This is a genomic window from Dyella humicola (genome assembly GCF_026283945.1).
Lineage (GTDB): Bacteria > Pseudomonadota > Gammaproteobacteria > Xanthomonadales > Rhodanobacteraceae > Dyella > Dyella humicola.
In genome coordinates this window covers 2621820-2646018 of record NZ_JAPDPC010000001.1, presented here as the reverse complement: position 1 = coordinate 2646018, position 24199 = coordinate 2621820, and the positions used below count along the sequence as shown (strand labels likewise).

The following is a 24199-nucleotide window of genomic DNA, read 5'->3' as shown; positions in this document are numbered from 1 at the left end:
TCTCCCCCGAACCGAAGCGTTCATATCAGCGTCGCCCGAACAAGTTACGCAAACGCTGCCCCAGTGGTGCCGGCTTTTCCGGTTGAAGTGGTGCGTTGGTCAGCTCCGCCGCCAGCGTGCCTAAGCTGCCGTTGGCAATATCCAGCAGATTCAGTCGCACGCCGGTCTCGCGTTGCACTCGCGCGGCCATTTCCACCGCCAGCAGCGAATGTCCGCCGATGTCGAAGAAGTTGTCGCTGGTGTGCACCTGCGTGAGATGCAGCAACTCGCACCACAGGGTGGCGAGCCTCTGTTCGTCGGGCGTCTTCGGTTGAACGGCGAGCGCCGCGAGATCGTCGGAACGATGGTCTGGCATCGGCAGTGCGGACACATCCACCTCACCGCGGGCCGTCTTCGGCATGGCCTTGAGAATGAGTAGATTTCGCGGCATGGCGTAGTCAGGCAGCGTGTTGGCGAGTGCGATGCGCAGTCGATCGCGATCAAGCTCGACGTTCGCTTCGGCGGCGACATAGGCATCGATCTGTGGGCTGCCGGAAGTATCCGTCCGGGTCACGGCGATGGCCTGCGCCACACCCGGATAGGCCAACAAGCGGGCTTCGATCGCGGCCGGCTCCACATCGCGTCCGCTCACGACGAGGCGGCGATCGAGACGACCCATCGCCTGCAGATGCCCATCGGCCAGCCAACGCCCACGGAATCCCGTCTGCACGAGCGGCGAGGCTGCCTGAGTTATGGTCAGGAAACCTCGGTTCGCGGCCTTGGTGCGACAACCGAACGGTTGGCTGAGTACGTCACCGCCCAACACAATGTCGCCGATGGCTCCAACCGGACAAGGACGTTGTTGATGGTCGAGGATCCACACCTGGGCGCCGGCCAGCGGACGCCCGCTATGGACGCTGTCGCTGGCGCGCTCGACGGCACCTGCGCTCGCCACGAGTGCGCCATCGTCGGTACCGAAGATGTTCCACAGGCCGCCACAGTGCGCCACCAGGGTGGTGACAAGTTCCGGGCTGGGTACTTCGCCAAAGCACACGGCCTTGAGCTGAGGGTTACCGGGCCAGCCGGCTGCAAGCAGCGACTGCCAGGTGGTGGGCGTGGCAAACATCACATGGGCGTCGATGTCCTGCACCAGCTCGGCCAGCGCCGGGCCATCGATCGTGTCATGCGGATTGCCCAGGACGAAACTCGCGCCACTGCAAAGCGCCAGCAGTCCCTCGACGATCGACATGCCGGTGACCGAGGGCGCGGTGCCCAGTACGCGATCTCCCGCCCTAATGCCCAGCGTGTCCTTGAGTCCGTTTAGCAGATGGGCCAGCGCACGGTGAGTGATGGCCGTGCCCAGCGCTTGGCCGGTCGGTCCTCGCCCGTACAGGGCGAAAGCCACGGTGTCTTGGGATACGCCACCCGCTTCGTTGCGGGCGCTGGACGCGGTGATGATTTCGCTGGTATCCGCGTCGAGCCACAGAGCCTTCATGCGCGGCCAACCCAGGGTCGCTTCAAGGGAAGCCTCACCCACCAGCAGGTCGATTTCCGCGTCGATGATGATGTCATGCAGTCGCGCCACCGGATCGGTCGGATCAAGCAGTACACAACTGCCGCCTGCCTTGAGAATGCCGAGCATGCTGGCCACGCGGTTGAGGCCGGCTTCGACGCAGAGGCCCACGGCGATGCCCGCGCCGATCCCGCGTTGGCGAAGACAGCTGGCGATACGATTGGCGCGCTGTTCGAGTTCCGCATAGGGCGTGCCCCAGCTGCCAGCGTGCACGGCGGTCTGATCAGGCGCTCGGTCCACCTGCGCTTCGAACAGCGCGATCACGTGGTCCGCAACGGGCGAAGACGTTGGTGCGGCATTCCACTGCCGAACCTGCTCCAACTCGGCCGCGCTGATGGCGTTGAGCGAGTCGATCGATTGCGCGGGGTTCTCGCTGACTCGGGCCATCAGCGCGAGGTAGCGGTCGCGCAACAGGCGTGCGGTATCGCCTTGCAGGATGTCGGCGTTGTAGGTGACGCCACCGAGCATGCCCTTGTTGTTTTCCAGGAACCACAGGCCGAGGTCCTCGGTGGCACCGCTCTGGAACAACAGGATCTGCTCATGGCTGAGGCCGCCCCAGTCCACGATGCGCTGGCGCGCGTCCTGGAACGAGAAGAGCGCCTGGTAAAGCACGGCGCCATTGCCATGACCGCTGCGCAATTCGCGCTGGAGATATTCCAGTGGCACGTCCGGATAGCCGAAGCTTTCGATGGCGATGGTACGCACCTGCCGCACGAAGTCGAGGAAGGAAAGCGACGGATCCACGCTGACATGCAGCGGCAACAGGTTGTTGAAGTAACCCATCACCGACTCGACTTCCGTCTGGTTGCGACCGCGCACCGGCGTGCCGATCACCAGATGCTGTTCGCCCGTCATGCCGCTCAGCAAGACGTAGTACAAGGCCAGCAAGGTCATGTTGAGCGTGGCGTCGGCCTGGCGGGCGACACCGTGCATGGTTTCCGTGGCTTCCTTCGGTACGCGTATCCACTCGGTACGGCCGACACCGGACATGCCTGGGCGCCGGACGTGGTCGGTGGGCAGCGCGTGGGTTTCCTCCACCTTGGTCAAGCGCTCGCGCCAGTAGCCGAGCTGCGACTGGAACGGTTCGGTTTCCAACCATTGCGCATGCCATGCGGCAAAGTCCCCATAGCTCACCGGCAGCGGCGCCAACGGCGAAGGCGATCCTTGCGTAAAAGCGCGGTACAGCTGGGAAAGTTCCGCATACAGGATGTCGAACGACCAGCCATCCCAGATGATGTGGTGCGGCATGAAGAAGAACACATGGTCGTCTTCGCCCAGGCGGAACATGCGCGCGCTGAACAGGGGCGCCCGGCTGAGTTCGAACGGCGTGTCGGTGAGCGTCTGCAGACGCCGCATCAGCACGCGATCGCGCTCATCCTCGGGCAGCGTGGAAAGATCTTCGGCTGGGAACAGGCGTGTATCGACGCTTTCTTCGACGATCTGCTCGATGTCGTCGCCGGTGTGGCGAAAGGCTGTGCGCATGATGGGTTGGCGGCGCGTGAGTTCCTGCATGGCCTGTTCGAACGCCGCTTCATCGAGATGCCCACGCAATCGGTGTGCCGAAGGTGCGTTATAGGTGACGCGTCCCGGTTGCAGCTCTTCCAATGCCCACAGACGTTTTTGCATCAATGACAGCGGCGCGCGCTCCTGCGTGGGGCGACGCTGGATGGGCGCCACGGCCGTGGCGGCACCACTGGCGACCTGGGTGTCGATAGCGGCCGCCAGGCTTTCGATGGTGGGCGCGTCAAACAAGGTGCGGAACGATAGCGCTATGCCGAAGTCGCGATTGAGCCGTGCGGTAAGCTGCGCCGCCAGCAGCGAGTGACCGCCGAGCGCGAAGAAGTTGTCGCGTACGTCGAGTTCCGGCAAGGCTAGTACGGTTTCCATGGCTGAGGCGACGCGCTGCTCGGTGTCGTTGCGCGGGGCGACTCGTTCCGTGCCGGCGGCCACCGACTGCACGGGCGGCGCAGGCAGGGCCTTGCGGTCGATCTTGCCGTTCGGCAACAGGGGTACCGACTCCAGCTGCATGACGTGCTGCGGCTGCATGTATTCGGGCAGGCGTCGTTTCATGGCGGCGCGAAGTGTTTCCTCGTCCAGCGCGGCGCCCTGTCGTGGCACCACATAGGCCACCAGGCGCACATCACCGGGACGGTCTTCACGTGCCATCACCACGGCCCGCGCCACATCCGGCACATCGGCAAGCACGGCTTCAATTTCGCCCAACTCGATGCGGTAACCGCGCACCTTGACCTGGAAATCCAGGCGACCCAGGTGTTCGAGCTGACCCTGGGCCAGCCAGCGGCCGCGATCGCCGGTGCGGTACATGCGCGCTTCGAGCGTGTCGGCGAATGGATCGGAGAGGAAGCGTTCCGCCGTGAGCTCCGGCCGATTCAGATAACCTAATGCGACACCCGCGCCGCCGATATAGATCTCGCCCGGTACGCCCAGCGGGCAGGGCGCACCCAGCTCATCGAGAATATGCACGAAGGTATTGGCGACGGGGCGACCGATATAAATCCCGTTGCGTGGTTGCTCGACGCGCCAATAGGTGGAATACACCGTGGTCTCGGTGGGGCCATAACCGTTCCACACTTCACCGCAGCGTGTGAGCAGGGCCTCGGCCAGATCGAGCGGCAGCGGCTCGCCACCGGAGACCGCGCGAAAATCCGGGCGGCCATTCCAGCCCGATTCGACGAGGATGCGCCAACCCGCGGGCGTGGCCTGCATCATGGTGGCGCCGCTGCGTTCGACCAGGGTGCGCAGCGCGGCGCCGTCGCGCACATCGTCGTGGTCGGCCACGATGATTTCGGCACCGACGCTCAGCGGCAACATCAGCTCCATGAAGGCGATGTCGAACGACAGCGTGGTGACGGCAATGAGACGGTCGTCCTGGTCGATGCCGGGTACGCGCTGCATGCTGGTGAGGAAATTCGAAGCGGAGCGATGGGGCACGCGCACGCCCTTGGGGCGGCCGGTGGAGCCGGAGGTAAAGATCAGGTAGGCGACGGAATCCGGCGCGGCGGTCCGATCATCGCGCTGAGGTCGTTGCGGACTCGCACTCTCGATCTCCGCGGCATCCGCCGCTAGCGACAGCACGCGCGAGGTGGGGAAATCGAAGGCGGCGGGCACCTTGTCGCTCACCACCAGGACGGCGAGTGCGGCATCTTCCGCCATAAAGGCGAGACGATCGGCCGGGAAGCACGGATCCAGTGGCACATAGCCAGCGCCCGACTTCAGTACGGCCAACACGGCGGCGACCATGTCGGTGCCGCGCGTGAGGGAGAGCCCGACCAGCGAACCACGGCCCACGCCGCGCTCGCGCAACACGTGTGCGATGCGGTTGGCTCGGGCTTCAAGTTCCGCATAGCTCAGCTCGGTAGAGCCATGCCTGACGGCGGCTCGGCCCGGCGCGCCATCCACTTGCGTTTCGAAATACTGATGCGCGAGCTGTGCCTCGGGGTAGGGGGTGGGTGCGGGCTGCAGCGACTGCAAGGCGCGCTGCGCGGATGCGGAGATCAGCCCCAGTGTGCCTGCGGCGGCGTCAGGTGCAGTGACCGCGTGGCGCAACAGGGTCTCGTACGCATCGAGCCAGCCGCGAATGGTCTCGCCGCGGAACAGATCGCTGTTGTACTGGCATTCCAACCGAACGCCACTCGCTACCTGCACGGCATTGACGAACAGCTCGAAGTTCTCGAATGCACGCGGATTGCCCGAGAAGTCGAACTCGAGGCCGGGGAAGGATAGCGTCCGCTCATCCAGTGCCTGGTCGAGGTTGAACAGCACGCTGACCAGCGGCAGGCGACTGGGATCTCGCGGGAGCGCGAGACGCGCGAGCAGGCTGCCAAGAGTGTATTGCTGATGCTCGAAAGCATCCAGCAAATCACCGCGCACCTGCCCGAGCCCGGTTGAAAAAGGCGCTGTGCGATCCATCGCCACGCGCAGCGGCAGTACGTTGACGCAGTGGCCAACCAGCGCGTCGTGCCCACCCGCAGCCTGTCCCGCGGAAGGGATGCCGATGACGACGTCATCCTGGCTGCTCAATCGCTGCAGCAGCAGACCGAACCCCGTCAGCAGGGTGGCATAGAGGCTGGCGCCGCGATGCGCACCCATGCGCTTGATGTCGGCGACCAGGGCGGCATCCAGTGTGTAGTCCTCGCGTTGGGACGCAAACGTGCGTCGACGTGGACGGGGTCGGTCGGTAGGCAGGTCGAGTGAGGAGCTCACGCCGGTGAATTGCTTCAGCCAATAGTGTTCGGCGGCCTGACCTTCGTCTGTGTTCGCGCGGTTCGCTTCCGCCAGCGCAAAATCGGTGAACCCGTCAACCGGGCCCGCGCCATCGCCATGGCCGGTCTGCAGCGCATACAGCGCGGCCAGATCGCGCACGATGACGCCAAACGACCACCCATCGCAGATGATGTGGTGCGCCGTGAACACCAGCAGGTGATCCTGCGGGCCGAGTTGCAGTATTTCCGCCCGCACCAGGGGGCCGTTCTCGAGATCGAACGGCGTGGTGACGACGTGATGCAAGGTGTTCGCAACCTCCGCCTCGCGCTCAGTGGCGGTAAGTCCGGACACGTCGCGCAATGGGCAAGCGACCATCAGCTGCGCGGCGATGTAGAGCTCTTCGCCCTCGGCGCTCAAGGTGGCGCGTAGTGCCTCGTGGCGATCGACCAGTTGCTGCAAGGAAGCCTGCAAGGCCGGCACCTCGAGCGCGCCGCGCAGGCGCAGCGAGATGGACTCGTTGTAGGCCAGCGAGGCCTCGGGTTCCAGCTTGCTGGCAAGCCAGATTTCGCGCTGTGTTTCCAGCGTAGGCGCCACGCGTGCGAGCGTGGTGCCGGCAAACGGATCGTAGTCGACGGCGACCGGAGCGGCTGTCGTGTCGTTCGGACTCATGCGTTGACCCTCATGTACTTGCCTGGCGCATCAGGATTGGGCACGAACCAGGCCGGGTTGCCGTCCGGGTCCTTGCCCAGGCGCGCGCCGGTGACCGGTGGGCGGCTGGCGTCGAAGGTCAGCGCCTCGACGGTCTTGCGACGTGGCAGGAACTCGGCTTCCTGCATCTCCAGCACGGATTCCTTGAAGGCCTTGGCGATGGCAATGAAGTCCTGTTCCGTATGCGCGGTGGTAAAAAAGCAGGGAAAGTTGTCCAGCACGTGGATGCCACGGCTGCGCATCATGGCGAACAGCAAATCCTGCAGCGGGTGGTCTTCGGTAAAGCCGGTTTTCCACACCGACGCGAAATGCACCAGCTTGATCGGCGCACCTACGCCAGCGCAGAACGCGTTGAGCTCATCCATCAGCAAGGCCGTGCGGGCATTGAGCCGCTCTTGCAGGGCGGGGCCGGCGGTCTTGAGGTGATCGAGCACGGCATGCGCCGCCGCCAAGGCGAGCGGATGGCGCACGAACGTGCCAGCAAAATAGGTCACGCCGACCGTGGGAATCGAGGCGTCGCCGTACTGCCAGCCGCCACCGTCCAGTGCATCCATATAGCGACGCTTGCCGGCGATCACACCGATGGGGAAGCCGCCACCGACGACCTTGCCGTACGAGGCCAGGTCCGCATCGATGCCGAGCACGGCCTGGGCGCCGCGCGGGTGCGCACGGAAGCCGGTGACCACTTCATCGAAGATGAGCAAGGCGCCGGCATCGGCGGTGATGGCGCGTAGCTCCTTGAGGAAGTCGCGTGGCTGGAAGTCCGGACGGCGACTCTGCACGGGTTCGACGAGGACGGCGGCGATGCTGGACGCGCGCTCGCGGATGATGGCCAGTGATTCAGGCGTGCCGTAGTCCAGCACCAGTACGTTTTCCGAGGTATTGCGCAGAATGCCGGGTGCGGCAGGCACCGAGCGCAGCTTCTTGGTGCCGCGCACGATCACTTCATCGAAGATGCCGTGGTAGGAGCCGGTGAAGATCACCAAGGTATCGCGACCAGTAACCGTCCGTGCGATGCGCACCGTGCCCATCACGGCTTCGGAGCCCGTGTTGCACAGCGCAGCGCGATCGAATCCCGTGATCTCGCAGATCTGCTCGGCGACTTCGCCGGCGAGTGGATGCTGCGGGCCAATCTCGTAGCCGGCGTCGAGCTGGCGGCGCACGGCATCGATCACGAACGCCGGTTGCCAGCCGAAAAGATTCATGCCGAAGCCGTTGAGCGCGTCGACGTACTCGTTACCGTCGAGGTCCCATACCTTCGATCCCTTGGAGCGGTTGACCACGATCTGATAGATCATTTCCTTGAGTAACGGCCGGAACCCGTTCACCACGCGCGGATCGGCGAGGTGGTCGCGGTGGCGCTGCGTGTATTCCTTGGAGGCGCGGGTACGGTCTATATAGCGACGCATGAAGGCGTCGAGCCGCGCACGCTGGCGCTCGGTCAGTTCCGTGTGGGTGGAGTGGATGCGCGCAATAGCGCCAAAGGCCTTCTTGACGTCGTAGGTGGTATGCGCGAGAGCCGCGTCCTCATCCTGCACGGGTGCGTCGGCTGGCCTGGTTGGCGCCTCGGCCGCGACGGATGGCGCAGTTGCCGCGACGGTTTGCGTCGGCCTCGATGCCGGCAGGGGCATAGCGGCGGCCGCCACCATCGGTGCACCGGTGCCTGCTGCAGCCAACAGCGCGAGTTGCTGCTGCATGATCAACATCTGCTGCTGGATCACCTCCTGCATCAGGTTGCCGCCTGCCATGGGCTGGGCGGCGATAGCGGCCGGGGCGGCCATCGGCGTGGCGGCCGCTGCTGCTGGCAAGGGCGCGGCCTGTGCGCTGGTATCCGGCGGCAACAGTTGATCGATATGCATGGCAAGACGCTCGAAAGTGGAAAACGACTCCATCAATTCGCGAAACGTGATCTTGAGCGCGAAGGTCTTCTGCAATTGCAGGGCGACCTGGGTGAGGGCGAGTGAATCGAGGCCAAGCTCGACAAAGCCTGATGTCGGGTCAGCACCCTGCAACTCGGCGCCCGACACGTCTTCGAACAACTCGGTGAGCTGGGCGATGAGTCGGGTAGGGCGTGCAGAGCCGGCTGTCGCGCCGGTGAGGTTGGCATCCATGGAGCTCTCCGCGAGAGGTGCAGATGGCGTGGTGAACAAGGGAATGACATTCGCTGCTACGGGGTTGACCGCGATGGCTGCCGTCGTGGCAGTCGATGCGGCCGCAAAGGTCCCCGCGTCGACCCAATGGCGCTTGCGCTCGAATGGATAAGTCGGCAGGCGCACGCGCAGGCGGCGCTGGCGACGATCGAGCTTGGCCACGTCGACGCTGGCGCCTGCGCACCACAGTTGACCCATGGCATCGAGCCACGCGCTGCGCTCGTTGGTGGGCGAGTCGGCGAGCGAGGGCACCACGATGTGAGAGCGGCTCTGTGGATGTTGCCGTGCAAGCGTGGTCAACGCCGTGCGTGGTCCGATTTCCAGCAGCACCTGCTGGGGTTGTGCGAGCTGGGTGAGCAGCGCCGAGGAGAAACGCACGGTGCCGCGAAGATGCCGCGTCCAATAATCGACCGACATGGCCTCATCGTCGCCGAGCACGTCGCCAGTCAGGGTGGAAAGGATAGGGATGCTCGGTGTCGACAACGCGACCCTGGCCACTTCCTGCCGAAACGGCTCCAGCGCCGGTTCCATCATGGCCGAGTGGAAGGCGTGCGAGGTCTGCAACAGGCGGCAGGCGATACTGTCGCCTTCCAGCGCGGCGCGGAAGCTTTCGATGTCGTCGGTAGTGCCGCTGACCACGCAGGCGTTGGGCGCGTTTTCAGCCGCCAGCTGCAGGGTTGCGGGCAGGCGCGCGGCCAGCTGCGTGGCATCCATGCGTACGGAAAGCATCGACCCGGGTGGCAGTGCCTGCATCAGCTGGCCACGGCGCGCCACCAGGCGTGCGCCGTCGCCGAGGCGCATCACGCCGGCCAGCACCGCAGCCACGAATTCGCCGACGCTGTGGCCAATCATCGCGACGGGGCGGATGCCCATGCTCATCCAGAGCTTGGCCAGTGCATACTCGATGGCAAACGTTGCGGGTTGAGTGAGCGAGGTTTCGCGCAGCGCATTGGCATCATCGGCAAACAGTCGTTCGCGCAGATCGAAGGGCAGGTCGTCGAGCAGGGCCTGCGCACACTCGTCGATGGCGGCGCGAAAAGCCGGCTCGGTGTCGTATAGCGCGCGGCCCATGCCGGCGTACTGCGAGCCCTGGCCGGGGAACATGAAGACGACGCCGGGGGGCTGACTCGATGCCGCGCGTGGAGATGCGGAGGCTGCCTGTTGCAGCCGGCCCACGGCATCCTCGGGCGTGTTCGCGACGACATGCAAGCGTTGCTGGAAGGCCTTGCGTCCATGCAGCAAGGTATAGGCGACATCGGCGAGATTGGCGCCGGGCTCGGTCTCGAGGTGTGCGCCCAGCCGGTCAGCGGCGTTGGCGACCGCGCAACCGGAGCGCGCCGAAAGCAGCAGCAAGTGCGGGCCGTCGGCGGCTTCCGAAGGATGCATCGGCGGCGCCTCTTGCAGAATCACGTGCGCATTGGTGCCGCCCACGCCGAACGAACTGACGCCGGCGCGTAGCGGTTCACCGCTGGTTGGCCAGTTGCGCAGCGCCTCGTTCACCACGAAGGGCGAGCCGGCGAAGTCGACCTTGGGATTGGTGGCGCGGAAATGCAGCGACGGTGGCAGGACGCGCTGGCGCAATGACATCGCCGTCTTGATGACGCCGGTCGCTCCCGCGGCCATGACCAGGTGCCCCACATTGCTCTTCACCGAGCCAATCGCACAAAAGCCGCGTTCGTCGGTACTTTGGCGGAAGGCTGCAGTAAGCCCTTCGATCTCGATGGGATCGCCCAACGGCGTCGCCGTGCCATGGGCTTCCACATAGGAGATCGAGCGGGCATCGACGCCGGCATCGGCCAGTGCCATGGTGATCACGGCGGCCTGGCCGGCGCTGCTCGGCGCGGTGAAGCTGGCCTTGAGGCCGCCATCGTTGTTGATGGCAATACCGCGAACCAGCGCGATGATGTCGTCGCCGTCACGTTCGGCATCGGAGAGGCGCTTCATCAGCAACACGGCGGCGCCGTCGCTGAACACCGTGCCCTTGGCGTCGACATCGAACGTGCGCGTGTGCCCGTCGGGCGATAGCATCGAGCCTTCCTGCGAGAGATAGCCGCTGCGCGGCGGGCAGGTGATGGAAGAGCCGCCGGCCAAGGCCATATCGCATTGCCCCGCGCGCAGCGCGGCCGTGGCCTGGCAGATCGCCACCAGCGACGTCGAGCAGGCGGTGTTCATGCTGATCGCCGGGCCGGTCAGGTTGAGCTTGTGCGCGACGCGGGTGGCCAGGTAGTCCTTCTCGTTGCCGAGCATGACCTGGAATGCGCCAAGCTTCTCGATCAGGTCGGGCCGCGTGCTCAGATGGCGCTGGAAATAGGTGGCGTTGTGCATGCCGCCAAAGATGCCGACCGGAACCTCGTGCGCGTCCGGCACGTAACCGCCGCGCTCCATGCATTCCCAACACAGTTCCAGGAAGATCCGCTGTTGCGGGTCGGTCAGCTCGGCTTCGCGCGGCGACATGCCGAAGAAGGCTGCATCGAAATCCTCCACGCCGTCGATCACGCCGCGTGCGGCGACGTAGGCGGGGTCGATGCGATCGGCGGCAGGCACAGCGGGATCGAGCTGGTCGGCGCTGAAATAGGTGATCGACTCGCGGCCGTCGCAGAGGTTTTGCCAGAACGTTTCCACATCGCCCGCACCGGGGAAGCGCCCGGCCATGGCGATAATGGCGATCGGCTCGCCGCTATCCGACTGACGACCACGTGCGATCCGCGATGCGAGTGCAGAACGGCTGTCGCGACCTTCGATCAGCGCCGCCAGGGCGGCGGACGTGGGATCGCCGAAGAAGGCGGCCACGCTGGGTCGATCCGATAGCTCGGCGTGGATGCGCGCCAGCGTACGCACGGCGAGCAGGGAATTGCCGCCGAGGTCGAAGAAGTTGTCATTCCGCCCAACCTGATCCAGGCCAAGCACCTCGGCAAACAGCTCGCAAAGCTGTTGTTCCCGTGGGCCGACTGGGGGCATGTAGGCGTCGGTCAGCTCAGGGCGGCTACCGTCAGGCGCCGGCAGCGCTCGGCGATCGAGCTTGCCATTCTGGGTCACCGGGAAGCGCTCCAGCCGCAAATAGATGGCCGGCACCATGAATTCGGGCAGGTGGTGGGAAAGCTGTTCGCGCAGGTGACGCGCGCTGATCGCGGCGTCATCGGCGACGTAGTACGCCACCAGGCGCTTCTGACCCGGTCGATCCTCGCGTGCCAGCACAGCGCCGGCACGCACGCCAGGCGCGCGTTGCAAGGCGGCTTCGATCTCGCCGAGTTCGATGCGAAAGCCACGAATCTTGACCTGATTGTCGGCACGGCCTATGAATTCGACGACGCCTTGCGGCAGCCAACGCACCAGGTCGCCCGTGCGATAGAGGCGATCACCGGGCCCGCCAAAGGGATCGGGCACGAAGCGCTCCGCCGTCAGCTCGGGGCGTTCCAGGTAACCGCGCGCCAGCCCGATACCACCGATATACAGTTCACCGGCGACGCCAACAGGAACCAGCTCTCCCTGTGTATTGAGCACATGCAAGGTGGTATCGGCGATGGGGCTGCCGATGGGTATGGAGCGCGCCTGCGCATCGAACGCGCGGGGTATCGCAAACGTGGTGGAAAACGTGGTGCATTCGGTGGGGCCGTAGCCATTGATAATGACGACGTCGGGAAGCGCGGCGTAAGCCTTGAGTACATGCGGCACCGACAAGGCCTCGCCGCCAATCAACAATTGCCGCAGTCCTTGCAAGCGGCTGGCATCGTCATCGACGATGGCGTTGAACAGGGCCGCCGTGAGCCAGGCAATGTGCGCGTCATGCCGCTGGATGGTGCGGTACAAGCCGCAGCCGGTGGGGATGCGTTCGGCATGCACGATGCACGTGCCACCGTTCAGTAGCGCGCCCCATATTTCCAGGGTCGATGCATCGAAACCGAGTGGAGCGGCATGCAGCAGTCGCGGTGCGTCGCCGAAGTCGACGTAGCTGACATCGCGTACCAGGCGGATGATCGAACGGTGCATGATCTGCGCACCTTTCGGGGTTCCGGTGGAGCCCGAGGTGTACATCACATAGGCGAGCGACTCACCATCGAGTGCCGGCAGGCCGGCCGCCTGAGCGCCTGTATCGAGCTGGGCTGCAGTCACCCTGGCTGCGTTGATGCCGGGTAGCGACTGCGTATCGGCCGGCGCGATGACCAAGGCCGACTGCGCGTCGTTGATGGTGAAGGCCAGGCGTTCCGCGGGGTGATTTGCATCCAGCGGAAGGTACGCGGCGCCGGCTTTGAGGATGCCAAGCATCACGGCGATCGCCTCGGCTGAGCGATCCAGCAGCAGGGCAACCGTCGTACCCGCCCTCACGCCTGCGGCGGCGAGTCCGGCCGCGATACGATTCGCACGTGCATCGAGCTCCGCGTAGGAGAGTGTGCCGTCTGCGGCCTCGATGGCGACTCGGGATGGGTATTGCTTGGCCACGTCGGCGAACAGCTCGTGCACCGTGTCATCAGGGCGACGGGGCTTGGCCGTCGCATTCCATTGGTGCAGTAGACAATCGCGCTCGGCGGCGTCGATCACGTCGATCGATGCCAGGGGCACATCGTCCGCAGCGAGCAGTGCCGTCAGTGCACGCCTCACGCAGCCCGCAAACAGATCGATGGCGTTGGCATCGAACGGCGAACGGAACGTCGCTTCCAAATGCGCCGAGGGAATGCTGCGCAGGCGCCAATGGCTGTACGTATGCGCTGCGGATTCTTCGTCAATGCCATCATCATGGAGCACCTGCCAGGCAGCAGGCGCGGCGGGCTTGGAAGCGTCGGCCAGTGCGGCGGCGACTTCCTCCATCCACGCGTTTCGGCGCATATCGCGCGGAACTCTGATACTTACCTGGTAAGCACCGTGGGAGGTCGATACGTTGCCGGTAATGACGTCGGCGCCGCTAAGACACGACTCGGCCAAGGCAAGGGCTGCGCACAATGCGACCACGGGACCGATCGGGGCCGGGTAATCGTCACCCAGGTCATAACTGCAGCGCAGCCAGTCGCTCGCTGTGCTGCCGTGCGGACAAGGAAGCACATCAAACAACCGCAAGGCGGCGATTCCGTCTTCCCCAGTGGCGTCCCTGTTGATATCCATGGCATTCACTATGTTGAAGTCAGCGACGAGCGCTTACGGCGACGGGGCCACTCAATCGGCTACGGCATAGGCGGTGTTGCGCGCCAAGGACGGGCAGGCGGGCGGTCGACTGCCCACCCCGCGCATGGCGATCAGGACGGATTCACTGATGTAACTGAGCTCATCCAGCAGTTTGTTATTGCCCACGGGCGGTGGCGACATGCCATGGCGGCGCAGCAGATCGTGCAGCACATGCTCCATCGCGTTATGGCGCGTTGCGCGAGTGCTGTAGGTGAGACTGATGGTGATGGAAGGTTCGGTGCCCGTTTCCACCATGTGCGGGCTGGTGATGGGGATATATGCACCCATGCCGGGACCGACTTCGAACAGGTGGGCACGTTCGCGAAATTCCTCATGCCACTTGACCAGGTCGAGGTTGTGGCTTGAGTGGAAACTATCGCGAGCACACTCGCTGCATACCTCGATATCGTCCTGATCCCACACGTACACCTTCTTGGCGCCGCGTATTTGCAGCAGGATGCCGTGGTTGCGATCGATGTGGAAAGGCGTCGTCGTGTGAGAAGAGGCCACGAAAATCCAGCCAGCCCGGTAATACATACCTGGGTCATGGCGTTCGATCGCGGGCTGGATCGAGTCCAGCGCGGTGTCGATCAGTTCCCGATAGGCCGGGTCGGCCTGCACGTGACGCAGCAGCATCCATGCCTTGGCCAAATGGATCTGTTGCAGCGTTTCGGTGACCGAGCGGCGGTTCGGGTACATGCGCGCGACTTCGTCAAAGTTGGCGTCCGCGCCAGCCTGGTTGTTGAAGGTGAACAGATGCGTCGTGCCTTCGAAGCGCTTGCCCAGTGCCACCAGCTGATCGGGCTGCAGCAAGGGATGTTCAGTAAGCCGATGGCGGACCGCCTGCGGTCGCCATGGATCGAATGACTCCCAATCCATATCGATTAACGCAGAAGCGTTGGCGTACATGGATGACACCTCCCCAGCGCGGTGTAGTCGTGACCGATGTCGGAACGAGAGCCCCCGTGGCTTGATTACGCAGTGTCTGCGGCCCTGTGGCGCAGGCAAGAGACGCGGCCGACATCGTGGATTTACCGTGATTGTCGGCCGAACGCCTGGGCATTTCCCTAGTCCATCCCGGCTATTCCTGCTCCTATTCCCTACTGCCTATGCCCCAGGTGGGAAGGCGAAGCCTTGCTCAAGGGAGTTGATACCGGCTTGCTCAGGCAGCGTCGTGCTGGGTGGCCCCAAGCATGCGATGCAGGCGTTGACCAGCGCGAGCCAGGCTGCATTTGGCGCGGTCCAGCCAGACATGGCGTCCAACCGGCGCGGGGCGCAGCCCCAGCCCCCGCATACGGGCGTTGAAGCGGTGCGCGTCGGTCCACATGTCCGATTGCCGCGTGCGGAACGTCAGCGCCAGCGACACGGAGAGTTCCGCGCCGGTATGCACGCGATGCGGTGCGATAAACGGATGGTGCACACCCGTGCCGGGGCGCAGGGCGAAGGCCAGGGCCTTTGCTTCGAACGACGGCTGGTAGGGCGGGCGTCCACCGATGCGTGAGAGGAGGCGATCCTTCTGCTCGGAATCCATGATTTCGTCGTCGTCCTGGTCCCACAAATACACCGTCTTCCGGCCGCGGATCTGCAGCAGGAAGTTCATTTCGCGGTCCATGTGATACGGGGTCACCGAATCGCGCGCGGAAATGAAGATGTACGAGGAATACCAGCTCATGACGGGGTCGAGCGGATCGGTCTGTGCGGCGATTTCGCCCAGCAGACCTTCGATCATGGGCTTGTAGGTGGCGTCGCGCTCGGGGTTGTTGATGCAGATATAGGCCTGCCTTTCCTCGAAGTGCTGCAGCACGTCTTCGAGCGTGAGGCCTTGCTTGAAATCGTCATACGAGGACTCGAGCGGCGTGTCGCCCGGAATCTTTCCGACGCGATAGAGGATCTGCTCCGGTGGCAGCCGGCGACATAGCGCAAACAGCGGGTCGAGCTCGAATAGCGATTGTTCGCTCAGGGCATGCCCGACCAGAAAGGGCTTGCGGTTGTAATCGGTCCGCATGGCTTCCGGCGCCAGTGCGAGCAGTGGCATCTCTTTCGCGCGACCACGGCTCAGAATGTCGGCATAGCCGGCGGGTGAGATGAATTGGCCCAGCATGGTCGTCCCCCATGAAAGCAACCAGCGTGTCGCTAAGTCGTGTTTCCAGAGTCGATATCACGCGCTTCGGCGCCACAGGCCTATTTGGACTGGAACGCGAATAGCCAAAGTATGGCGCCTTGGATCGGCGAGCCAATCCAACTGACGTTATAGGTGCCTGCCGACGCCACCTGCCTGTAAGCGACGGCAACTTGCACGCCGCTGTTGTCCGGCAGGGTCAGGTAGCTGTCGAGCATGGTGAACTCATGGTCCGGGCGCGTCGTCATGCGTTTGACGGGGCCATCGCCCCACCAGACGGCGACCAGGGTCGCCGGCCCCGTCGTGGTGACGTTGCCGCTGGTCAGCACGAGCGCCGGGGCAGGGTAGTTCTGTGCCACGTCTTTCAACACGCCGGCATGCATGACCTCGATAAAGGGTATCGAGATCTCGCCGGCGGCATTGGCGCGTTTGCCGATGGTAACCGTGTGGCCGGCGCCTCCTTTGGCGGAGAGCACGACGTAGGCGGAGACGGTGAAAGCGCCGCTGTAACCGTTGTAGACCACGGTGTCGCCCATGCGCTTCCAGCGATTGTCATAGCTGTCCACAGGCTTGTCGGCGTTTCCCGCATAGCCGCCGTTGAGCACGATCAGCGAGCTGCCTGTGGGTTGCGTATCGATGGGTGAGGTGACAGCCGGCGCTATACCCATGCCCTCGGAATGCGTCAGCAGGGTGTGTGCGCCGAGCGATGGCGAGGCTTGCACGGCGGGAGGGGCGTCAGCTGCCTGGGTCGCGGTGGCTCCCGCCATCAGCAGGGCCGCCATCGTGGCGCGTCGGCAAGAGGCTGCAACGTGGTTTCGACGGCCGTGCATGATGCGGTCCCCTCCGTCTACTGGGAAAGAGATATTGCGAACCACGTCACACTATGTCAAGAATGATTTCTGCTGCAGGGTCACTCTATCGTGGCTTGTTCCGCGCGATTAAGCAGACCCCGTTTGGCATCGTGGAAACGCCGACAGGGGAGCGGCTTGGCCAACGAGACCGACTTTCTCGATCTGTATCGAACGCTCGGGCTGCGCCCGGGTTGTGGCTTGCTTGATCTCAAGCAAGCCTACCGCCGTCATGTCGGACGCCTGCATCCCGATCGGATGGTTGGCGCGCCCAATGACCCGGCGGTCGAAGCCCGGCTGCAACGCATCACGGCGCTTTATGGCGCCGCGATGGAATTCCAGCGTCAGCACGGGCGTCTGCCCGGGGCTACCTTGCGGGTGCGCTTTTCAGTGCCGGAAGCGAGCGCGCAGCCCGCACGCGTTCCGTTGCCATCCAGGCGCCGTACGTCGCGGCGCTCGGGCATCGTCGTCTTGGCGGTGGGTCTGGTCGTTGCCGTGCTGCTATGGAATGGCGTCGCCTGGTCACCGCCACCACCGGATGCCTCCGTCCATGCCAGGGACACTCCTGGTCTGCCGCTAGGCAGCGCGGTGAATACGCCCGCGCTGGAGATCGGCATGTCTTCCGACCAGGTGCGTTCGATTGAGGGTGAGCCGACCGGCATCCATGACGATCGCTGGGAATACGGTCCTTCCTGGATTCGCTTCGAGCACGACGAGGTCGTGGACTGGTACAGCTCGCCGCTACGCTCGCTGGCCACCGCCAAGCGCACGCCGGATACCGCACCCGCGGTGCCAACGGCGACCGACAACTAGCGAGCGCCGCGGCCGAACAGTACGACCTCGACGGTCTGAATCAGAATCAGCAGGTCGAGCAGCAGGTTGTGGTTTTTCACATAGAACAGGTCGTACTTGAGCTTCTCGGCCGCCTCTTCGACGGTGGCGCCATAGGGATAGCTCAGTTGAGCCCAGCCGGCGAGGCCGGGTTTCAGGCAGTGCCGGAGACTGTAGTAGCGAATCTGCAAGGCCAGGTCAGCCACGAACTGGGGACGCTCGGGCCTTGGCCCCACAATGCTCATATCGCCCTTGAGCACATTCCACAACTGCGGAAGTTCGTCGACGCGCAGCTTGCGGCTGATGCGTCCGACACGGGTCACGCGGTCGTCGTTCTTGCTGGCCCAGCGGGCTATGCCGTCGCGTTCGGCGTCCGTACGCATACTACGGAACTTGAGCAACAGGAAGTTTCGGCCGTGTTCGCCGACGCGCTCCTGACGATAGAGGATAGGTTGCCCCGGGCCCGATTCCAGCCAGATAGCCAGCGCCTCGAGCAGCATCAATGGCCAAAGCGTCAGCAGCAGCACCGTGGCGGCGCCCAGATCGAAGCAGCGCTTGCTGAGCAGGCGCAATGGCGTGGCATTGAAGCCGCCTGAGAAGACCAGCCAGGACGGATCGAGGATGGTGAGCTGCACGCGTCCCGACTCGCGTTCGAAGAACGTGGTCAGGTCGGTGATGGTTACGCCCATCTGACGGCATTCGAGCAGGTCGTCCATCGGCAGGTGACCCCGACGATCGTCCACGCCAACCACCACCTCGTCGATCTGCTCACGCTGCACAATGACCTGCAGGGGCGTGGTGAGCCTCATGAGTTGTTCGTTAGGCACCGCCACGGGCTCATCCATTCGGGGCACGTAACCCACGACGCAGAAGCCACGTCGATCGGTGCGGCGGCGCATCTGGTTGTGAATTTGTGCGGCTCTCAGGCCTGCGCCAAGAATCAATACCCGGCGCTTGAGTGCATTCACGTCGACCAGGCGAAGGAAGGCCAGGCGAAATCCCAACACCATGGCAAAGCCCAGCAACAGCGCGATGGCCAGCACGCCGCGACCCACATAGGCTTGTGGCACGACGTAATAGCCGATCACCAGCAGGGTGCCGCCGAGGGCAAACGCCACGGCTTGTCGCGCAAGCAAGCCAAAGCGGCTGGTGCGCATATGCGACTGGTACTGACCGAGCGCAACCATGCCAATGACGATGACCGTGCCGAATACGAACGCACGCTCCGGCAAGTGCACCGAAAACTCGGCCAGCTCATCCGGGCTGCGGAAATAACGTAGGTACGTGGCCATGCTCAAGGACAGCGCGAGCAACAACAGCTCGCACAAGCCGAGCAGCAAGAGCCAACGTACGGATTGCCGACGCAGGAAACGAAGCATCCGACTTCCCCCTTTCCCCCAGATTTGCGCTGCTTTGCATCAGCAGGCGAAAAGAGTAGAGCGGTGCAATGACCAGTGTCGATGTAACTTACGTCAGAGTTTCGCCGGCAGTCATGCCTATGTTTCAGGCGTGAAACAGCCAAGTTGCCGAGGTATGCGGATGGCGGGTCTGGCGGTGATCGTTACGGCGGTGGCGACCCAAGGACGTATGACGAACAGCCTGCCACGTGCACCGGCGCCGCCCATGCGCCGACCAGTCCGGGCGGTAGCTGTAGCAGGTGAACCCGACAGGCGGGTGCGTTGCCGGCGGAAGCGGGCGGAGCAACCACATTCGTAGCGTTGAGTGACATGCTCGAAGGAGCTTCCTTGAGGCCTACGCCAAATGCCTTGAGCAGAGCTTCTTTGCGCGTCCATAGCGTCAGCAGCCACGCTTCGTGTTCCGCTGGCGGAAGCAATGCCAGGGTGGCGGCTTCATCGGTAGAGCAGAGCACGTCGGCAAGATCGCGCAAGGCGGCGCGTGGTGGTGAGAGTTCAATGTCGACACCGATCGTCGCGGCTTCCGTGATCGCGATGGCAACCTGGGTGCCGCTATGGCTCAGGCTCGTCGCGTAGCTCGTGTCGGTGAGTATCGGTTGGCCTGAGCGGCTGGTGGACAGCGGCACCCGCGCGCCTTCCAGTCGCAATGTCAGGCCGAGTACATGGCGCCACATCGCATGCGCCAGCACATACGTATCGCGATCTCGTGCATGCCGGAAGCGGACGGCCCGTTCGCGCTCGCGATGATCCAACAGTGCACAGGCCTCCTCGCTGAAGTAACTCCACGGCGCGCTATCGAATAGCACGACGCAGGCTTCGCCCGCGGCGGGTGGCTCGAAGTCGCAACGATCCAGTACATCCCCGGCGCTTTGCGTAAATCCCTGGCTCAGTGTGGCCGACATGGCCGCTACGACAGACCCACGCTTTCGCAGGTAGCAAGCGCGCTACGCAACTGATCCGCCAGTCGAAGACTCAGCGCGACAATGGTGAAGGTCGGAAACGCCCAGCCGCCGGTGGGAAACACCGAACTCCCGGCGATATGCAGGTTCTGCACGCCATGTACCCGGCAATGACGATCGACGACACCTGAGCGCGGATCATCCGACATGCGTGTGGTGCCCAGGTGGTGGGCGGTGCCGTGTACCTCGGGAGTGGCGCCGTCATCATTTTCCAGCCAAGGCTCAAGCTCAAAGCTGCCACCGCTGGCACGCGCCAGTTCGTTACCGAACAACGTGGCCGCCGAGCGGTAAGTGTGGTGATCGAGTGGCGTAAGCCGCCACTCCACGTTTACCTTGCGCTGCCCCAGTGCATCGGTTTCCGGTCCGAGGGTGATGCGGCTATGTGGATTGGGCGCCTGCTCAAAAAATCCCACCAACTCGATATGGCTGCTGCTTACCGTGGGTTTGTCGGCGATTTTCTGCACGAAGGCGCGTGCGATGTCGCCGATGCCCAGGCCTAGCCTGAGCGCCAGTGTGCCCAGGCTCTCGGTGGGTGCGGCGAAGCTCTCGCCAGCAGGGCCGTTTCTAAGCGCTTCGCACAAGCGTGCCTCGAGCAGCGCCCCTTCATCCTGCACGGGGCGGCGCAAGGCCGCGCGCAATTCGCGCAAAGCGCGAATGCCGTTGGGGAGCGGGCCTTCCACGCCGAACGGATGGACGCGACCGTTCAACAATCGCTGTCGACGTTGTGCCTGCAGGGACAAGCCGATTTCGGGAAACGTGGGTGAGCTTCCCTTGCCGGTCCGACGGTCGTAGGGGCGAGTGACGCGGTGAGGTGCATCGGTGGAAAGTGTGCCCAGTTTTCCGCTGGGATGATCCATGAAGTAGCGTCCGACCAGGTCGTGCTGGTTACCCAGGCCTTGTGGCACGACCGAATCGGAAAGCAGCAGCAGGCGCGCGTTTTCGATCCCGCCGCAGGCCAGCACGTATTGCCTGGCGCGAATCGTGCCGCGATAGCCGCCCAGCGTTCCAATCCGTGCTTCCTGTACGACCGCTCCATCCGGCGTCGGCAGCAGCTCAAGCAGATTGACGTGTAGCAGCACCTGGATATTGGGTGCCCGATCCAGCTCGTCGCGATACGCCTCGCCGAACAGGATCGGGCTTCGCGCGAAGATCTGGTTGACCAGCTTGGACTGCTCGAAATCCAGCGGTGGATGGGTCGTCGGACTGACAAACGAGCCGTCGGCGAATTCGTGGGCGTCGATCTGGCAGAAGGCCCTCGCGCGCATGTAGTAGGGCACGAGGTCGCTATAGGCTATGGGCCAGCCGCTATGCGGCACCCAATCGCGCTGGTCCAGATCATGGGGACTCAGCGGGATGCAGCCGCCACCCCACAAGTTGCAGCTGCCGCCAAAGACGCGCATGCGGGAGCTGCCTGGATCCAGCGTTAATGCTCCCGCCGAGCTACCTTCGTACAGTGCCTGGCTTTGCTGCTCGCCCGCTTCGCCGCCGCTTTCAACGAGGCATACCTTTACCGAGGTGCCGATGAACGAACGCGCTATCGTGATGCCCGCCGCCCCGGCGCCGATGATGCACAGGTCCGCATCCATGTCGGCCGGATGCGACCCGATCAGGTAGTCGATGATCACTCCATCCCCCTATCGCCAAAAACCCGCTGGAGCACGACCTCGGGCCGTTTTTCAGAACTGATCCGTGGCGGATCGGGCAGGTGATCCGAGGCTACCTGGCGACCCTTTCAATCAGACACGGAAATACTCTCGGTACCAGCGTACAAAGTTATCGACCCCGGTTTCTACCGACACCTGCGGCCTATAGCCAACGGTCTGTATCAGGTCTGTTACATCGGCTTCGGTGTCGGGAACATCGCCCGGCTGGAGCGGGAGCAGCTCCATCGTCGCCTTGCGGCCAAGACATTGTTCGAGCACTTCGATGTAGTGCAGCAGCTCCACCGGGCGTTCGTTGCCGATGTTGAAAAGGCGATACGGCGCGACGCCGCTGTTCGCCGGATCGGGGGCGTTGCTGTTCCATTGCGTATCGATCGTGGGCACGTTGTCGAGCGTGCGGATCACGCCTTCGACGATGTCGTCCACGTACGTGAAGCTGCGCTTGTGCCTGCCGTGATTGAAAACCCGGATCGGCTCGCCAGCAAGGATGGCGCGAGTGAAAAGGAAGAGCGCCATGTCGGGCCGACCCCATGGGCCGTACACGGTAAAGAAGCGCAGCCCCGTACTTGGAATGCCATAGAGATGCGCATAGCTATGCGCCATCTGTTCGTTGGCTTTCTTGGTGGCAGCGTAGAGCGTGAGCGGATGTTCGGCCGACCTGTGTTCGGAGAACGGCATGGCTGTGTTGGCGCCATACACCGAACTGGTGGAGGCAAATACGAGATGTTCGACGCCATGGTGGCGGCAGCCTTCAAGCACATGCAGAAAACCCACCACGTTGCTGCTCACATAAACATGCGGGTTTTCAGCCGCGTAGCGCACACCAGCCTGCGCCGCGAGATGGACGACGCGTTGTGGCCGGTGGTGGGCGAACGCCCGCTCCATGGCGCCGCGGTCGGCCAGATCGGCATGAATATGCGTATAGCCAGGCCGGTCCGCGAAGCGCGCAAGGCGCGCCTTCTTCAAGGAGACGTCGTAGTAATCGTTGAGGTTGTCGAAACCAACGACTTCATCGCCCCGATCGAGCAATCGTTCCGCGACGTAAGACCCGATGAATCCGGCGGTGCCGGTGACCAACACTTTCATTGAGGCGATTCCTATGGATCAGAGCATCCCTAGAGGCGGCCATCGACGTCGGCGCGCGGGAGTACGTATTTCACATCGAAGACCACGGATGCTGGCTTGCAGAAGGCGCGAATGCCGGTGGCGCCCAGCGCGACGAACTGATGATGACCGACGGCAACGATCACGGCGTCATAGCTGCCGGTTTGCGGTTCCGCGATCGGGGTCAGTGCATATTCGTGTTCGGCCTCCGCCGCGTTGACCCACGGATCGTGCACATCGATCTCGGCGTTGTAGCCGCGCAACGCGTGCACGATGTCCACCACGCGCGTATTGCGCAGGTCCGGGCAGTTTTCCTTGAAAGCCAGGCCCAGTATCAGCACTTTCGCGCGCACCGGGTTGATGCCCTTGCGCACCATCAGGCGAATCACCTCGTTGGCGATATGTGGACCCATGCTGTCGTTGGTTCGGCGTCCCGCCAGGATCACGTCCGGGTGATGACCCACTTCCTGCGCCTTGTGAGTGAGGTAGTAGGGGTCCACGCTGATGCAATGGCCGCCGACGAGGCCGGGCCGGAACGGCAGGAAATTCCACTTGGTACCGGCGGCCTGGAGTACTTCCAGCGTGTCGATGCCCAGCTTGTTGAACAGGATGGAGAGATCGTTTACCAGCGCGATGTTGAGGTCTCGCTGGGTGTTCTCGATGACCTTGGCGGCCTCGGCCACTTTCAGCGAGCTGGCCTTATGCGTGCCCGCCGTGATGATGGAGCCGTAGAGGCGATCGACAAAATCGGCCGTCTCGGGCGTCGAGCCGGACGTCACCTTGAGTATGCTGGTGACGCGGTGCTGCTTGTCACCCGGGTTGATCCGCTCGGGGCTGTAGCCGGCGAAGAAATCGCGGTTGTAGACCAGGCCTGAGCCTTTCTCGAGGATCGGAACACACACTTCTTCAGTACAACCCGGATACACGGTTGATTCGTATACGACGACGTCGCCGCGTTTGAGCACCTTGCCCAGCGTTTCGCTGGCGCGGATCAGGGGGGTCAGGTCCGGCCGCTTGGCCGAGTCGATCGGCGTGGGCACGGTCACGATATAGACATTGCGGTCGGCGAGGTCGGCCGGGTCGGAGCTGAAGTGCAGATGTTCTACATCGGCAAGCTCATCGGCGCTCACTTCCAGGGTGTTGTCGCGGCCATCGCGTAACTCGGCGATGCGCCCGTGGTTGATGTCGAATCCGATGGTGTCATAGCGCTTGCCAAACTCCACCGCCAGCGGCAAACCGACGTAGCCAAGGCCAATGATGGCGAGCTTGGTGCTTTCCAGATTCTGCATACCAACGTCCCGGTTGCTGGTTTGTAAGGGCACGGCGTAAGGGCACGGCTTTAGCCAGCAGGTTATCCGATGGATCACCCGGATGGGTCGCGTGCTACCCCTGCGCCTCTGGCCGTGCCAAGTTCCGCTTAAACGCGAACGCCCCTGCGGCATGCCTGCCCAACAAGGCTAACAGGGTATTGCAT

Annotated in this window: 11 protein-coding genes; 1 reads left to right on the top strand and 10 read right to left on the bottom strand. The window is 63.8% G+C overall.

What is annotated here, in order from left to right:
• Positions 1 to 25: 25 nt before the first annotated feature.
• The 5 genes from OUZ30_RS11705 to OUZ30_RS11685 form a co-directional block, all read right to left on the bottom strand.
• A complete protein-coding gene (locus OUZ30_RS11705; RefSeq protein ID WP_266182493.1) occupies positions 26 to 6445 on the bottom strand; it encodes a non-ribosomal peptide synthetase in 6420 nt (2139 codons plus the stop codon).
• On the bottom strand, positions 6442 to 13728 hold the full coding sequence (locus OUZ30_RS11700) for a hybrid non-ribosomal peptide synthetase/type I polyketide synthase (protein WP_266182492.1): 7287 nt from the start codon (positions 13726 to 13728) through the stop codon (positions 6442 to 6444). Before OUZ30_RS11700 ends, OUZ30_RS11705 begins: the two co-directional genes overlap by 4 nt.
• A gap of 51 nt (positions 13729 to 13779) precedes the next feature.
• Positions 13780 to 14697 (bottom strand): cupin-like domain-containing protein, encoded by a 918-nt coding sequence (locus OUZ30_RS11695; protein WP_266182491.1) that lies wholly within the window; start codon positions 14695 to 14697, stop codon positions 13780 to 13782.
• 253 nt (positions 14698 to 14950) lie between these two features.
• The gene (locus tag OUZ30_RS11690) at positions 14951 to 15889 is read right to left on the bottom strand and encodes a cupin-like domain-containing protein (protein WP_266182490.1); all 939 of its coding nucleotides are present in this window, start codon (positions 15887 to 15889) and stop codon (positions 14951 to 14953) included.
• A gap of 80 nt (positions 15890 to 15969) precedes the next feature.
• On the bottom strand, positions 15970 to 16737 hold the full coding sequence (locus OUZ30_RS11685) for a hypothetical protein (RefSeq protein WP_266182489.1): 768 nt from the start codon (positions 16735 to 16737) through the stop codon (positions 15970 to 15972).
• Between the two features lie 156 nt (positions 16738 to 16893).
• Between OUZ30_RS11685 and OUZ30_RS11680 the strand changes: the two genes are divergently transcribed.
• Positions 16894 to 17568 (top strand): hypothetical protein, encoded by a 675-nt coding sequence (locus tag OUZ30_RS11680; RefSeq protein ID WP_266182488.1) that lies wholly within the window; start codon positions 16894 to 16896, stop codon positions 17566 to 17568.
• Here OUZ30_RS11680 and OUZ30_RS11675 read toward each other — a convergent pair.
• The 5 genes from OUZ30_RS11675 to tviB all read right to left on the bottom strand — a co-directional run bounded on the left by OUZ30_RS11675 (position 17565) and on the right by tviB (position 24014).
• Complete coding sequence (locus OUZ30_RS11675; RefSeq protein ID WP_266182487.1) at positions 17565 to 18965, bottom strand: TIGR03013 family XrtA/PEP-CTERM system glycosyltransferase; 1401 nt, start codon at positions 18963 to 18965, stop codon at positions 17565 to 17567. The two genes, OUZ30_RS11680 and OUZ30_RS11675, sit on opposite strands and share 4 nt — an antisense overlap.
• 182 nt (positions 18966 to 19147) lie before the next feature.
• Positions 19148 to 19903 carry a 4'-phosphopantetheinyl transferase family protein gene (locus tag OUZ30_RS11670; protein ID WP_266182486.1) on the bottom strand — a complete coding sequence of 252 codons (756 nt, stop codon included), beginning with the start codon at positions 19901 to 19903 and terminating at the stop codon, positions 19148 to 19150.
• A 5-nt stretch (positions 19904 to 19908) separates the two neighbouring features.
• On the bottom strand, positions 19909 to 21585 hold the full coding sequence (locus OUZ30_RS11665; protein ID WP_266182485.1) for a GMC oxidoreductase: 1677 nt from the start codon (positions 21583 to 21585) through the stop codon (positions 19909 to 19911).
• A gap of 111 nt (positions 21586 to 21696) precedes the next feature.
• Positions 21697 to 22707, bottom strand: coding sequence for an NAD-dependent epimerase (locus OUZ30_RS11660; protein ID WP_266182484.1), 1011 nt, complete (start codon positions 22705 to 22707; stop codon positions 21697 to 21699).
• 29 nt (positions 22708 to 22736) lie between these two features.
• The gene (gene tviB, locus OUZ30_RS11655) at positions 22737 to 24014 is read right to left on the bottom strand and encodes a Vi polysaccharide biosynthesis UDP-N-acetylglucosamine C-6 dehydrogenase TviB (RefSeq protein ID WP_266182483.1); all 1278 of its coding nucleotides are present in this window, start codon (positions 24012 to 24014) and stop codon (positions 22737 to 22739) included.
• Positions 24015 to 24199 lie beyond the last annotated feature (185 nt).